Below are 14746 nucleotides of genomic sequence, written 5' to 3'. Positions count from 1 at the left end.
TGAAATTGCACTTTATTACCTTATATTATAAAACAAGGCATCCCAAATTTCGCATTTGGAATGCCTTTTTACGGCGTACATGGCCTTTTGTCAAAATACGTTCATTATTTCGTTACGAGTTCTTTTACATTTACAACGAATTGATCATCTTTCACATCAAATACAACACGTTGACCTGTTAACACCGTACCTTTTAAGATTTCTTCAGAAAGTCGATCTTCTACATGTTTTTGAATAGCTCGACGTAATGGACGTGCCCCATATTGAGGATCATAGCCTTCCTTCGCGATCTTTTCAATAGCGGCTGGCGTTAACTCAAGTGTAATATTTTGTTCTTCCAATCGTTTTGTTAAGGTTTTTGCCATGAGAACAACAATTTGGCTTAACTCTTCTTTTTCTAATGAATGGAATACGATCATTTCGTCAATACGATTTAAGAACTCAGGTCGGAATGCTTTTTTCAATTCTTCCATCATCACGTTTTTCGCAGTTTCTTGACTTTGAGTTGCGCTTTGTGCACCGAATCCAAGAGACTTACGATATTTTAACGCTTCTGCACCAATGTTAGAAGTCATGATTACTACTGTGTTACGGAAATCAACTACACGGCCTTTTGAATCTGTCAATCGACCATCATCAAGCACTTGTAAAAGGATGTTGAACACATCTGGATGTGCTTTTTCGATTTCATCAAGTAAAATAACAGAATATGGTTTACGACGAACTTTTTCCGTTAATTGACCACCTTCATCAAAGCCTACATATCCTGGAGGTGAGCCGACAAGACGTGAAGTCGAATGTTTTTCCATATATTCAGACATGTCAATTCGGATCATCGCGTCTTCATCACCGAACATAACTTCTGCTAATGCACGAGCAAGCTCCGTCTTACCTACACCTGTTGGACCCAAGAAGATAAATGAACCAATTGGACGTTTTGGATCTTTTAACCCAGCGCGTGCTCGACGAATAGCTCTTGAAATGGCTTCAACTGCTTCACTTTGGCCCACAACACGTTTGTGTAGTTCTTCTTCAAGATGTAGTAGTTTTTCAGATTCTTCTTGTGCTAGTTTTGCAACTGGCACTCCTGTCCACATCGATACAACTTCCGCAATATCATTGACTGTTACTTTTGATTCTGATTTACCTTGTGCTTCTTTCCATTCTTTTTTAGTCGTATTCAACTTGTCTTTGAGCTTTTGTTCTGTATCACGCAATGATGCGGCTTTTTCAAATTCTTGTGATTGAACTGCAGCCATTTTCTCGGAATGGATAGAATCCAATTGCTGTTCTAATTCTTTCAAATCAGGCGGTGTTGTAAATGAACGTAAACGCACTTTTGAACCTGCTTCATCGATTAAATCAATGGCTTTATCTGGTAAGAAGCGGTCTGAAATATAACGATCTGACATTTTAGCAGCTGCTTCAATCGCTTCATCTGTAATTTTGACACGATGATGTGCTTCGTAGCGATCACGTAATCCTCTAATAATTTGAATAGCTTCTTCCACAGTAGGTTCATCCACTTGGATCGGTTGGAAACGACGTTCAAGTGCTGCATCCTTTTCAATATACTTACGATATTCATCTAATGTCGTAGCACCGATACATTGTAATTCACCACGTGCAAGAGATGGTTTTAAAATATTAGATGCATCGATTGCTCCTTCTGCGCCACCTGCACCGATTAATGTATGCAATTCATCGATAAATAAGATCACATTACCTGCTTGACGGATTTCATCCATTACCTTTTTCAAACGATCTTCAAATTCACCACGGTATTTTGTACCTGCTACTACCGTTCCCATATCTAAAGTCATGACACGTTTATCACGCAATGTTTCTGGAACTTCATTGTTAACAATTTGTTGGGCTAGACCTTCAGCGATGGCTGTCTTACCTACACCAGGTTCACCGATCAATACAGGGTTATTTTTTGTTCGGCGTGATAGCACTTCGATGACACGTGTAATTTCCTTGCTACGTCCAATAACAGGATCTAAACTGCCTTCTCTAGCAATTTGTGTAAGATCACGCGCTAAGCTATCCAAAGTCGGTGTATTTGCAGCTGGAGCCGCATTCGTATTCGCTTGCGGATGATCGCTACTACCTAAAAGCTGTAATACTTGTTGACGAGCTTTGTTTAGACTGACACCCGCATTGTTTAAAACTCGTGCTGCTACACCTTCGCCTTCACGGATTAATGCTAAAAGTAAATGCTCTGTACCAATATAGGAATGACCTAATTTACGTGATTCATCAACCGATAACTCGATAACCTTTTTAGCTCTAGGCGTATAATGAACGATTGGGCCAACATTCTTTGTACCAATTCCTACTAATTCTTCAATACCTTCTTCAATCATTTCAGGACTTACATCGATCGCTTCAAGTGCTTTGGCAGCAATTCCACCACCCTCGCGAATCAGTCCTAACAATATATGTTCAGTACCAATTGCCTCATGTTTCATGCGAATTGCTTCTTCTTGAGCAAGTTGCAAAACCTTTTGAGCACGCTGTGTAAAACGATTATACATCATAAAAATTCTCCTCCTCTTCAACGCTTAATTAGAATCTGTATCATTTAACTGCAATTTTTCTCTAATGATGGATGCACGATAAACATCTCTTTCATTGGCTTGGAGTGTTGTACCTGCATGTTGTTGTAAAAAACCTGGTTGCATGATTAACATACACTCATTTAATACTTTATCGGGGATCGATGGTATTAACCCTAAATCGATACCTAATCGCACATTTGATAAACAATTGGCGGCTTCTTCGCTCGATAAAATTCTGGCATATCGCAAAACACCTAAAGAACGATTCAACCGATCAGATACTGCAATGGATGCATGTTCTAATAATGCTCGTCGTGCACCAATTTCCTTTTGAACGATTTGTTCAGCCACACTTTGCAAATCTAAAATAATATCTTCTTCAGGCTTACCCAATGTAATCTGATTTGAAAATTGATAATAATTACCGACAGCTTCTGTGCCTTCACCATAAATCCCTCGCACAACCATTCCTAGCCGTACCATCGTATTAATAAGAGGTCCCATTTGGTTGGTCACTGTTAATGCTGGTAAATGCATCATGACGGAAGCTCTAAGCCCAGTCCCCGTATTGGTTGGGCAACTTGTTAAATAACCAAATGAATCATCAAAAGCATAAGGTAAATTTTTTTCTAATAAGCGATCCACTTCATCAGCTAACTGATAGGCTTTGTCTAGCTGTAATCCCGGTTGCAAGCATTGAATTCGAATATGATCCTCTTCATTTATCATAATACTAATCGTTTCATCTTCTGATACTAGGATTGAGCCAAATTTTGTTTTATTTGCTAATTGCGGGCTTATTAAGTGTTTCTCCACCAATACTTGCCGTTGTATTGCTGGCATATCATGAAGGGAGAAATAGGAAAATGGGATACCAAGACTATTTTCTCCATCCATTACTGCATTTGAAACCATCTTGTCAATTTTGGATGCCTCTTCATCTGAAAAAGCTCTTGGAAAACGGAAACCGTTTAAATTTCTAGCCAATCGAATACGTGTGCTCATGATAATGTCACCATAATCAACATCACCACGCATCCAAAGAGGTGGTTTGCTTTTTAGAAAATGATCAATGCTCGTCACTTTCCTCACCCCCTGTTTGTAGCTTCTTCTCTAATTCTCGTACTTGATCTCGAATATGAGCGGCATCTTCAAAACGTTCTGCTTCTACAGCTGATTTCATATCTTGGCGTAGCGCTTCAATTTGCCGTTTCATTTGATAACTTTGATTGACAGAACCGGGTACTTTTCCAATATGCTCTGTTGCACCATTATGCAGTCGTTTAAGTACTTGGGGTAGCTGTTCTTTGAACGTTTCATAACAAGTTGGGCAATTAAATTTCCCCTCTTCAAGAAACTGTCTATAAGTCATCCCACATTGTGAGCAGCTATCATTTGGCACTTTCGTTTGCGTATTATTAATCGGTACTGATTGAACAGACCAACTTGGTGTTCCAAACCAATTGGCAAACAATTTTTGCATTGCATTTGAACCTTCTTCTGAATCGAGGTTCAAGTGAAAGTGATCCATCTGCTTATTGCATACATCACAATAATGTCTGGTAATTTTTTTACCATTTTTCATTTGCGTAACTGTGATCGTAGCCGGCCGCTGTTTACAATTTTCACAAATCATACCTTGCACCTCTTTATGTTTTCTTATCATACTTTAATGTTAATACCATAGCGTGTAATATTCGTGCACGTAATTCATCCCGTACCGGCAAATTGATGCATAGCACCGAACGATCAATTGCCGTGATCATCATCTTCGCCTCTCTACGAGTAATCACATCCTCGTCAATCAAACGGAAAATAAAATCTTGTGCTGTTGCTTGAGAGATCGAATCACCTATCTGTTGTAAAATTTCATCGATTAACTCTGTTTCAGAATCAGCTTTTACACGTAATATTCGAATATAACCGCCTCCACCACGTTTACTTTCGACTATATATCCACGTTCGGCAGTAAATCTCGTATTAATCACATAATTTATTTGCGATGGTACACACTGAAATTTATCTGCAATTTCACTGCGTTTAATTTCAATATGTCCTTTACCACCTAATTCAATAACTTCCTTCAAATACCCTTCAATAATGTCAGAGATATTTCGCATTTTTAGCTTCCACCTCACTTACATCACTGACTTTGACTATCTTTGACTATATTATATAAGGCTATAAAAATTGACGCAAATATTCTGCACTTCTTTTTATGAATTTTAAATATTTTTTACTATACGTAAAAAGCATACCGCTATATGCAGTATGCTCAAAAGTAACTTATTAAATCCATTTACCGACGATTGGATATTCCCAATGTACATCTTGTAACGCATTGATAATACCAATGATCGGTACAATGATACCCATAAGGCCAAAGACAACTATCATCGGAATACCGATAATCGCTAAGACAATCGTGGCTGATAGCACAGCTCCAACTCCCACTAGCACCCACATGACAAATTGAAACAGCAATGCTTGAATGGATAGACGTTTTATTTCTTCATCCTTTATCAAAAGAAAGAAGGCTATTGGCACTAAACATGGGGCAAAAAATGCACTTGCATGCAAAATTACTTTTAGTCCTTTTTCCTCCATATTCTAATCACTCACTTTCACTATTCTGAAACATTTTCTTATAGCTAATCTACGTTCTTTCCTTTGAATAAGTTTCACTTCTTTTAAAAGTTCTTTCATTTCTACATGCAACATTTCCATGATTGTTACGTCTTTTCTACTATAACGATTCTATTTAATCCTATTGTTTATACACATTCATATTCGCTATAGATGATAGCCTTTCTTGAACAATTGTAGAAATCGTCACCTTTCACTTTATTATAGTAAGTAGGGAGTTTTTTATCCCTAGCTGGAATTCGTTGAGCCATCAGGATTTTTAATAGATAGGCAATTCTTATTCTCTGCTTGTTACTTAAGTCTTGAAGTGTTAGGAATCTGACTACCCGTTAAAATTGGACTAAAGTTTAAAATAACATATAACAGAGCTAAGGTAAGGGGGAGACTTCCTTGAAAAAAATCTTTTTGTTAATAGGAACCATTCTACTCGGCTTACTTATTTTCATCGGTATGCCATACTGTTTGCTAAAAAGTTCATTGATGCATCATTGCGACGAACCATCATCAGTATGTACCAAAACTGTTCAACATAAATTATCTCACGAAATCTCCATTCACTCTGATTTTCAAGATTCTTATATACCAGAAAAACTGTCAACCAATATATTCCCTAAATATTGGATCACTGATCACTAACCAAAAGAAAGAAAATCCTCATCTAATGGGGATTTTTTCATCTTCTGATGGATATCCGTTGAACCAATCGGATCTTGGCAGAAATATTCTTCTATACTTGTTTTACCTGTTAAAATGGAACAAAACTAGCTACTCTTCTTTACGGGGAGCGGCGTTTTTTATTCAATTATGGAAACATTAGCATTTTTATGAGAGGATAGGTATAACAACAGTTGAAATGAGGTGTGGTAATGATTCGAACTCTTGGAGTGACAACTGACCAACAACTTAAAATGGATTTCCCACTAGATGAAATTAAACAAGGCAAATTTGATTGGTATTGGGTAGATTTTGAAAAGCCTAACGATACAGAAGACCTTCTATTAGATCAATTTTTTCATTTTCACCCTTTAGCAATTGAGGATTGTTTAATGCGACTGCAACGTCCAAAGGTAGATTATTACGACGATTATCACTTCCTAGTTGCCCACAAGATCAATGAGGAAACATTTGAAGCTGAAGAAGTGAACTTGTTCGTATCTCCCAATTTCATCGTAACTTACCATAAATCTTCTGTACCTGAATTCGATGTTGTGCGGAAACGATTAGTGAGCCGTCCTCAAATATGGGAACGAGGAGCACTTTTTGTCATGTATCAAGCGATTGATAAAATCGTCGATAGCTATTTTCCTATGGTATATAACATTGAAGATCATTTAAACGAAATCGAAGACCAATTGAATTATCAAAATAGCACCAAATCAATGCGTTATGTATTTGATTTGAGAAGTGATTTACTTCATATAAGACGAACCATCCTACCAATGCGCGATTTACTTTATCGCATTTTAAATTCTTACCGATTCAATTTGGATGATCAGGAAAGAGCCTACTTTGGAGACATCCATGACCACTTAGTCAAGCTGACTGAAATGGTTGAATCAAACCGTGAGCTTACAGCAGATATGCGAGACAGCCACATGTCCGTAAATGCTAGTCGCATGAATGGTATTATGATGATTTTAACGATTATTTCATCTATTTTTATCCCCTTAACATTCATTGCTGGTGTTTATGGTATGAATTTTAAGCATATGCCCGAACTTGAATGGCACTATGGCTATTTTTTCATTTTACTAATTATGTTTGGAATTGCGATTTCAATGATCACATGGTTTAAACACAAAGGCTGGTTTGACTTATTTAGACCGTAAAACGCCCTCTATATTTGGCGGATCCCACCAAAATAAAGGGCGTTTTTTTACGTGTATGCTATTTATTTATTTATCTTATCTTCCATACCAAACAAAATAAATGCCAATATATAAGTTACGATTGTTGCACCAGCTGCGATCAAAATACGATTCGTCATTGTCACTGAAGTATAATTAGCATTTAGTAACATCATTGATGATACTGCAACAACAGCGGCCAATGGTAATGCAAATCTCCTACCTCTCTCTTTATCCATCTTTTAGTACATCCTTTTCTTCATAACTTTTTCTTTATTGTAGCACGCTCATATCTAAACGCAACTTGAAAACTGTGTCAAATTTTTGTTTTTCCTTTAGCATTTCGTATCGAATTCCCATCTTTTCTCTCAGATTATCACACAAAATTCATTTACCTAATTTCTTAAATATGCTTTTACAGTAAAAATTGACTAGTACATTTTTTTCATGTTATCTTGTTATCAACTAAAAAAATGATAAAATAATAATAAGTATCATTAAGTTAATATAGCAAAGATTAATTGTATAAAACGGAATGGAGAATTACAGTGGCATTTTGGTCTAGTAAACAAAACAAAAATGAAAGATATTTCAATACGAATCAATACATTGGACAAGTCACATTGGATTTATCAAAACATCCAGAATTACAAAAACAAATTCAATTATTGCAATTAACTACAGAAGATTTAGCAATTATTAAACAATTACAACCTATTTCAAAAGAATTAATAGTGGAAATGGTAAATAATTTTTATGCTTCCATTACCAAATCAGACGATTTAGTTCAGATTATTAATCAATATTCCAATGTCGAAGCTTTAAAAGTAACACTCACACGTCATATTACGGAAATTTTCGATTGCCATATTGATGAAAAATATATTCAACAAAGAATCAGAATCGCCCATGCACATGTGCGTATTGGCTTAAAATCAAAGTGGTATCTTAATTCATTTCAATCTTTAACAACAACGTTCTCAACATTTATACGCCAATTAGATTTGCCAACATATGACGCAACTATAGCGATGAATGCTTTTTCTAAACTCATTAACTTAGAACAACAGCTTGTCATTGAAGCTTATGAAAATAAGGAAGAAGACGTAAGATTGAAAGCCAATGAATTACAGCATAATATTATTCTTTCTGTGCAAAGTACAGCACAAGAATTGAGTGCAATTAGTGAGGAAACAACTGCTTCCTTGCATTCATTAGCAAGTCAATCCGACGATATTGCTCAGTCCACAAAAAAAGGGCTTGTGTTCGTTACTTCTACTCAAGAAAAATCAGAAAGTGGCAAACAATTGCTTGAAACACAAACAGAACTAATGAACCAAATGTCAAAAAGTGTGGCAATACTCGACAATACAATGAGCCAATTGCGTGTATCTTCACATAAAATCAATGAAATTGTACATCTTGTAACAGACATTGCAGACCAAACAAATTTACTAGCATTAAATGCATCCATTGAAGCAGCTCGTGCTGGCGAACATGGTAAAGGGTTTGCAGTTGTTGCGGATGAGGTTCGAAAGCTCGCTGAGGAAACAAAAAAGGCAGTTCAAAATGTATCGCAGCTTATTGAAGATACCGAAAACAATATTGAAAACATGTCTAGTTCGGTTAAAAGTGTAGATACACAAATTACAAACGGAGTTAATATGCAAAATGATTTATCACAATCATTCCATCAAATTGCTGAAGCAGTCGCTGGAATCAAAGTGATAAATGAAGATACAATGGAAGACATTACAACGATCTCTCAATTATTAAATGATTTAAGCGATGGGGCTGCCCAAGTTTCTGCATCAGCTGATCAATTGACCAATATTGCTAATAATTTAGCCTAATGGATCAAAAAGAAAAGCAATTTTGCAGAATGAAAAAAGAGGAACAGATACTGAAAAAAATTCATAAGATCTTTTTAATCCCTTCCTCAACATAAGAACAAGAAAAAACGTCAACTCCTAATCATTAAGGGTTGACGTTTTGTTTTTTTACAAAAAGTGAAACTTCACATAGTGGAAGTTTTCTTGATCCCCTATTATGTGTTCGTTAAACTGAATAATAAACTTTGTTCAGATAATTGAACCTTTAACTTATCCTCCTGCTCTTGCTTGAGTCTTGAAGTAAATATCTTACTATCCATTAATGTGGTATCAAAATCTTCCAAGTCGGAGCGACTACAATGTAAAGAATTTATGTGGCATATTACGTTTTTCTTTACGATGTTGCCGGCGTTGCGGCCCTGTTTCAAATAATCGCTTTTCTTCTTCCGTTTCCGGGTATACTGGCGCAACTTCTTGCGGCTTACCGTTTGCATCCACCGCTACCATTGTTACAAATGATTCAGTCGTTAATCTTTTTTTACCCGTATGAATATCTCTAGACTGTACGACAATATAAAGTTCCATAGAAGTTCGGCCTGTGGAACTAACGATTGCTTCAAGTTCTAATATCTCTCCGGAATGAACTGGCGAGAAAAAATCAACAGAATCAAATGATGCGGTAACTGTTTGCATTTTAGCATGTTTCATAGACGTTACGGCAGCGATTTCATCAATATACGCTAACACTTTACCACCGAAAATAGTATCCATATGGTTTGTATCTGGCGGTAAAACTAATCTTGTTTGAACGGTCCTTGATTGACTCATAGGAATCGGTTTAAGCATAGACAACACCCCTTTAAAATATGTCTGTATCTATGCTAACCTTAATTCTGTATCAGTGCAATAATAAAGTATTATTTACATATAATTTATTGTTATATATTATTTTTATAAAATAATATCACAGTTTAGTCTTAATGGTTATGAATTTCAATTCTGTCATTTCATTCACTGCATATTTAATTCCTTCACGACCATAACCACTTTTTTTGACACCACCATAAGGCATATTATCCGTACGGAATGTCGGAACATCATTAATAATGACAGCCCCTGCCTCCAGCTCTTCTGCTGCTTTCATGGCATCTTCTAAATTGTTAGTAAAGATACCAGCATTTAACCCTAAGTCGGAATTGTTCAATAAAGCAATAGCTTTGTCTATTGTTTCATATGAAACAATCGACACAATCGGTGCAAATGTTTCCTGACATACAATTTTCATATCAGATTCGACATTCGTCATGACGGTTGGTGTCAAAGTACGTTCTGTAAATGTTCCACCCGCTGCAACTGTGGCACCTTGCGCTTTTGCCTCTTCAATCCACTCAGCAATACGAGTGACTTCTTTGGGATTAATCATTGCACTTACATCTGTACGCTCATCCATAGGATCGCCAACAACTAATTTTTCAGTCGCTGTCACAAATGCTTTTACAAATTCATCGTAAATAGATTGATGAACAAATATACGTTGCAAAGAAATACATACTTGACCAGCAAAACCAAATGCACCACCAACACACCGATTAACGATTTTATCAATTGGTGCACTCGGTTCAATGATTAAACCTGCATTAGAACCAAGCTCTAATGTTACTTTACGCAAACCAACCTTTTCTTTGATCTTCAGTCCTACAGCACCGCTACCTGTAAATGTTACCTTTTTGACAAGAGGATGTGTCACTAAAGTATCGCTAAGTTCGCTTCCACTACCTGTTACAATTTGTAGCATACCATCAGGTAAACCAGCTTCTTTAAAAATTTCAGCCATTACAATACTGCTCAAGGGCGTTTGCGTAGCTGGTTTTAAAACGACAGCATTTCCAACTGCAAAGGCTGGTCCTAACTTATGTGCTACAAGATTAAATGGAAAGTTAAATGGAGTAATCGCTGAAACAACACCTAAAGGGACCCGTTTCGTCCATCCAATACGATCTGATCCCCCTGGTGCAGCATCCATTGGTACTGTTTCACCACTTAACTGTTTTGCCGCTTCACCGGCAAATTGATACGTCGCAATTGTACGATCGATTTCGGCTAATCCGGCCGTTAAAGGTTTCCCCGCTTCTTGCGCGAGAATTTCTGCAAATTCCTCGCGACGACTTTTCATAATAGCGACTACACGATATAAAATTTCAGCTCTTTCATAGGCAGTGGAAGACTTAAATTTCTTAAATGCCGCTTGTGCACCTTCAATAGCAATTTCCACATCGTGTGGCGTTGCTTTTGCTACTTTAGCGATCACTTCCCCACTATATGGAGAAGTTAAGTCATAGCTTTCACATGTATCTACCCATTGTCCATTAATCCATAACTTCGTTTCTTTCAATCTAAGCACCTCCAATATTGTTATACCCTCTTTTATCTATACTATCACCAATCATTGTTTTAAACTTATTTTACAATCGCCTACAATAAGATGATAATAAAGTAAAGCTTCCATCAGTGGGGGTTTTCTTCATCCCCCACTGAAGTAGAGGAACGAAAGTGAAAAGCGCCACGTCTTGTGGCAACACCTGAGTGCCCAACATCATGTTGGCCCGAACCAATCGGACACATGCGGCAGTTGATCCCCCATCTATCTTTCTCGTTTCTCTCTAAATCTTGAGATGGGATCTTACTGCCCGTTAAAGCGGGATAAATATAAAGAGGTGATTATTATGACTGAGTTTGACGTGATCCAATCAACCGATGAATTTCAAAACAAGGATACACTTGTTGAACAGCTACAGGCATTAGGAATTCAAAAAGGTGATTCGATTATTGTACATTCATCACTTAGCAAAATGGGCTGGATCGCTGGAGCTGAACAGGCAGTTGTTGAGGCATTGATGCAAGTTATCACAAGACAAGGCACTATCGTAATGCCTTCTCAATCAACTGCAAACTCCGAACCTTCTTATTGGTCGATGCCCCCTATTCCTAAAGCTTGGCAACAACCAGTTCGTGACACTATTTCAGCTTATGATCCACATTTAACACCTTTACGTGGTATGGGGAAAATAGCGGAATGTTTTTTAAGACATCCCGAAACGATGAGAAGTCCTCATCCTGCACATTCTTTTATGGCATGGGGCAGGCATGCAAAGAATTGGATGCACGATCATCCATTAGAGGATTCATTTGGGTTAGCATCACCCCTTGGCAAAATGTATCATGCATCTGTGAAAATCATGTTAATAGGTGTTGACTATGATTCGTGCACATCACTCCATCTTGCTGAATATTTAGCACAACAAAAAACCTATTCGTCGCAAGGGGCCGCAATGCTTGTCAATGGTCAAAGAAAATGGGTTACCTATGAACTGTTAGATATGGATTCCGAACGCTTTCCTGCTATTGGCAAAGCTTTTGAGGCTATAGCCCCTTCTTCTGTTCGCCTTGGCAAACTGGGGCAAGCCAATACTCGTGTCATTTCTTTAAAACCTTTAGTCGACTTTGGTGTAGAATGGTTAAATGCTCATTCTATAAAAATAGAATAATCAAAACGACTAAAAAATCTCCAGCCATCAATGACTGGAGATTCCTTATTTTATAGAAGCTTTTTTACTTCTTCATATTCTTTATCTGTAAATACTCGTGAATTCAAGATAAAGTGTTTATCTTCTACGTTATCCAATGAAAACGTAGCTCCTCTACCCTCAATTGCGTTAATGATCAATTGGGTATGCTTCCAATAATCATATTGACTTCTATGCATATAGAATGGGACATCGCCTATCGAACCAAGATAAATATCTGCGGAACCTATTTGAAAATCCCCTTCTGCATAGCACATAGGGACAGAGCCATCACAACATCCACCAGATTGGTAAAACATGATAGGTCCATGGATGCCTTTTATATGTTCGATTAAAGCAAGCGCCTTATCTGTTGCAACTACACGTTCTACCATGCTTTTTCCTCCTTATGGCTTAGAAGAATCCTTGTGGTTTACGGTTATAATTGACAAGTAAACATTTCGTTTGTTGATAGTGTTCAAGCATCATTGCATGGTTTTCTCGACCAATACCAGATTGTTTGTAACCACCGAATGCAGCACCTGCTGGATATTGGTGATAAGTATTCGTCCATACACGACCTGCTTGAATAGCACGACCAGCACGGTAAGCAATATCACCAGAACGAGACCATACACCTGCACCTAAACCGTATAAAGTATCGTTTGCAATTTGAATAGCTTCGTCAAAGTCTTTGAAAGTTGTTACACCAAGTACTGGGCCAAAGATTTCTTCTTGGAAGATACGCATTTTGTTATTACCTTTGAATACTGTTGGTTTGATGTAATAACCATCTTCTAAACCTTTGACATGGTTTTCTTCACCACCAATTAAACAATCAGCGCCTTCTTCTTTACCTAGTTTGATGTAAGATAGAATTTTTTGTTTTTGTTCATCAGAAGCTTGTGCTCCCATCATGACTTCTGTATCTAATGGGTTACCGATTTTAATAGCTTCCACACGTTTTAATGCGCGTTCCATAAATTTATCATAAATGGATTCTTGAACTAATGCACGGGAAGGACAAGTACAAATTTCACCGGAATTTAATGCGAACATAACTAAGCCTTCAACTGCTTTATCTAAGAATTCATCATCTTGATCCAGAACATCTTCAAAGAAAACGTTTGGTGATTTACCACCAAGTTCAAGTGTTACTGGAATAATATTTTCAGTTGCGTATTGCATGATCAGACGACCAACTGCAGTCGAACCTGTAAATGCAATTTTAGAGATACGTGGGTTTGTTGCAAGTGGTTTACCAACTTCAACACCAAAACCATTGACAACATTTAGTACGCCAGCTGGTAGTATATCTTGGATTAATTCAAGGACAACCATAATAGAAACTGGAGTTTGTTCTGCTGGTTTTAAGACGATACAGTTACCTGCAGCTAATGCTGGAGCAATTTTCCAAACAGCCATTAAGATTGGGAAATTCCATGGAATGATTTGTCCGACAACACCTAGTGGTTCGTGGAAGTGATAGGCTACTGTATCATTGTCAATTTGAGTAGTACGGCCTTCTTGCGCACGAATAGCACCTGCAAAATAACGGAAATGGTCAATTGCCAATGGAATATCGGCATTTAAAGTTTCACGTACGGCTTTCCCATTATCCCATGTTTCTGCAACTGCGATTTTTTCTAAGTTTTCTTCCATGCGATCTGCAATTTTATTTAAAATTTTAGCACGTTCTGCTGCAGAAGTTTTTCCCCAAGCATCTTTTGCTGCATGTGCGGCATCTAAAGCTAATTCAATATCTTCAGCAGTTGAACGAGCAGCCTTTGTGAAAACTTTTCCCGTAACTGGTGATTTATTTTCAAAATATTGACCTTTTACTGGTTGTACCCATTTACCACCGATAAAGTTGTCATATTTATCTTTGAAGTTTACAACTGCACCTTCAGTATTAGGATTTGCGTAAATCATTTTAGAATCTCTCCTTTAATATTTATTGAAAACTCATTCTCTCAAATTTCTAATTGAGAACGTTTTCAATTATATAATGTTCCAACACTCTCTATTAATCAAGTAATTTGCACTTTTTTTTAGAGTTTCTGAATTTTGTAGAAATCATGCAAATAAACACTAATAACTCAAATTTTTCATAAATTTCTGCAAAATAAAGTGAACAAAGCTTATCATCCATTACGCACCAGCGTAATTGTGCCCGGATTTTCTTGAGTTTGCTTGAAAAGTTCCTCTTCAAAATCCGTAACATCCTCCAAAAGCTTTATTCACATTAATATACATGAATCAATTTCATAATGTAAAATTCAGATAAAAAACAC

At 37.0% G+C, this 14746-nt stretch carries 14 protein-coding genes; 4 read left to right on the top strand and 10 right to left on the bottom strand.

Translation table 11 applies throughout. The features are described from left to right. Positions 1-104 precede the first annotated feature (104 nt). From FEU33_RS16220 to FEU33_RS16200, 5 genes are all read right to left on the bottom strand, one after another. On the bottom strand, positions 105-2543 hold the full coding sequence (locus FEU33_RS16220; protein ID WP_146550527.1) for an ATP-dependent Clp protease ATP-binding subunit: 2439 nt from the start codon (positions 2541-2543) through the stop codon (positions 105-107). Positions 2544-2567: 24 nt separating this feature from the next. Further along, positions 2568-3602, bottom strand: coding sequence for a protein-arginine kinase McsB (gene mcsB / locus FEU33_RS16215; RefSeq protein WP_146550598.1), 1035 nt, complete (start codon positions 3600-3602; stop codon positions 2568-2570). Positions 3603-3633: 31 nt separating this feature from the next. Beyond that, positions 3634-4200 (bottom strand): UvrB/UvrC motif-containing protein, encoded by a 567-nt coding sequence (locus tag FEU33_RS16210; protein ID WP_146550526.1) that lies wholly within the window; start codon positions 4198-4200, stop codon positions 3634-3636. Between the two features lie 13 nt (positions 4201-4213). Beyond that, a complete protein-coding gene (locus FEU33_RS16205) occupies positions 4214-4684 on the bottom strand; it encodes a CtsR family transcriptional regulator (protein WP_146550525.1) in 471 nt (156 codons plus the stop codon). Positions 4685-4853: 169 nt separating this feature from the next. Further along, positions 4854-5171 (bottom strand): magnetosome magnetite crystal formation protein family, encoded by a 318-nt coding sequence (locus FEU33_RS16200; RefSeq protein ID WP_146550524.1) that lies wholly within the window; start codon positions 5169-5171, stop codon positions 4854-4856. 429 nt (positions 5172-5600) lie between these two features. Between FEU33_RS16200 and FEU33_RS16195 the strand changes: the two genes are divergently transcribed. Together FEU33_RS16195 and corA are read left to right on the top strand one after the other, a co-directional pair. Next, positions 5601-5846 carry a hypothetical protein gene (locus FEU33_RS16195; RefSeq protein WP_146550523.1) on the top strand — a complete coding sequence of 82 codons (246 nt, stop codon included), beginning with the start codon at positions 5601-5603 and terminating at the stop codon, positions 5844-5846. Positions 5847-6076: 230 nt separating this feature from the next. After that, positions 6077-7039: a magnesium/cobalt transporter CorA gene (gene corA / locus FEU33_RS16190; RefSeq protein WP_146550522.1), complete on the top strand. Its 963-nt coding sequence runs from the start codon at positions 6077-6079 to the stop codon at positions 7037-7039. A 62-nt stretch (positions 7040-7101) separates the two neighbouring features. On the opposite strand, the gene FEU33_RS16185 is transcribed toward corA, so the two are convergent. Beyond that, positions 7102-7296, bottom strand: a complete 195-nt coding sequence (locus FEU33_RS16185; RefSeq protein ID WP_146550521.1) for an acyltransferase — start codon at positions 7294-7296, stop codon at positions 7102-7104. 309 nt (positions 7297-7605) lie between these two features. On the opposite strand from FEU33_RS16185, the gene FEU33_RS16180 reads away from it, so the two are divergent. After that, a complete protein-coding gene (locus tag FEU33_RS16180) occupies positions 7606-8910 on the top strand; it encodes a globin-coupled sensor protein (RefSeq protein ID WP_146550520.1) in 1305 nt (434 codons plus the stop codon). 333 nt (positions 8911-9243) lie between these two features. Here the strand turns inward: FEU33_RS16180 and FEU33_RS16175 are convergent, their stop codons facing one another. Beyond that, positions 9244-9735, bottom strand: coding sequence for an acyl-CoA thioesterase (locus FEU33_RS16175; protein WP_146550519.1), 492 nt, complete (start codon positions 9733-9735; stop codon positions 9244-9246). A 118-nt stretch (positions 9736-9853) separates the two neighbouring features. Continuing rightward, a complete protein-coding gene (locus FEU33_RS16170) occupies positions 9854-11281 on the bottom strand; it encodes an aldehyde dehydrogenase family protein (protein ID WP_146550518.1) in 1428 nt (475 codons plus the stop codon). Positions 11282-11612: 331 nt separating this feature from the next. Between FEU33_RS16170 and FEU33_RS16165 the strand changes: the two genes are divergently transcribed. Beyond that, positions 11613-12434, top strand: a complete 822-nt coding sequence (locus FEU33_RS16165; RefSeq protein WP_146550517.1) for an AAC(3) family N-acetyltransferase — start codon at positions 11613-11615, stop codon at positions 12432-12434. A 50-nt stretch (positions 12435-12484) separates the two neighbouring features. Here FEU33_RS16165 and FEU33_RS16160 read toward each other — a convergent pair whose 3' ends face one another. Both FEU33_RS16160 and exaC read right to left on the bottom strand, forming a co-directional pair. Then, the gene (locus FEU33_RS16160; RefSeq protein ID WP_146550516.1) at positions 12485-12847 is read right to left on the bottom strand and encodes a DUF779 domain-containing protein; all 363 of its coding nucleotides are present in this window, start codon (positions 12845-12847) and stop codon (positions 12485-12487) included. Positions 12848-12866: 19 nt separating this feature from the next. Further along, positions 12867-14384: an acetaldehyde dehydrogenase ExaC gene (gene exaC, locus FEU33_RS16155; RefSeq protein ID WP_146550515.1), complete on the bottom strand. Its 1518-nt coding sequence runs from the start codon at positions 14382-14384 to the stop codon at positions 12867-12869. Positions 14385-14746 lie beyond the last annotated feature (362 nt).

It is taken from the genome of Rummeliibacillus suwonensis (assembly GCF_007896435.1).
Lineage (GTDB): Bacteria > Bacillota > Bacilli > Bacillales_A > Planococcaceae > Rummeliibacillus > Rummeliibacillus suwonensis.
The sequence above is the reverse complement of the archived record's forward strand: the minus strand, read 5'-3'. Positions and strand labels throughout refer to the sequence as shown.

Coding starts and splice junctions, on each gene's coding strand:
- FEU33_RS16210 (WP_146550526.1), bottom strand. CDS start 4,200: ATGATTTGTGAAAATTGTAAACAGCGGCCGGCTACGATCACAGTTACG.
- FEU33_RS16160 (WP_146550516.1), bottom strand. CDS start 12,847: ATGGTAGAACGTGTAGTTGCAACAGATAAGGCGCTTGCTTTAATCGAA.
- FEU33_RS16205 (WP_146550525.1), bottom strand. CDS start 4,684: ATGCGAAATATCTCTGACATTATTGAAGGGTATTTGAAGGAAGTTATT.
- corA (WP_146550522.1), top strand. CDS start 6,077: ATGATTCGAACTCTTGGAGTGACAACTGACCAACAACTTAAAATGGAT.
- FEU33_RS16175 (WP_146550519.1), bottom strand. CDS start 9,735: ATGCTTAAACCGATTCCTATGAGTCAATCAAGGACCGTTCAAACAAGA.
- FEU33_RS16200 (WP_146550524.1), bottom strand. CDS start 5,171: ATGGAGGAAAAAGGACTAAAAGTAATTTTGCATGCAAGTGCATTTTTT.
- FEU33_RS16220 (WP_146550527.1), bottom strand. CDS start 2,543: ATGATGTATAATCGTTTTACACAGCGTGCTCAAAAGGTTTTGCAACTT.
- exaC (WP_146550515.1), bottom strand. CDS start 14,384: ATGATTTACGCAAATCCTAATACTGAAGGTGCAGTTGTAAACTTCAAA.
- mcsB (WP_146550598.1), bottom strand. CDS start 3,602: ATGCGTGGTGATGTTGATTATGGTGACATTATCATGAGCACACGTATT.
- FEU33_RS16185 (WP_146550521.1), bottom strand. CDS start 7,296: ATGGATAAAGAGAGAGGTAGGAGATTTGCATTACCATTGGCCGCTGTT.
- FEU33_RS16165 (WP_146550517.1), top strand. CDS start 11,613: ATGACTGAGTTTGACGTGATCCAATCAACCGATGAATTTCAAAACAAG.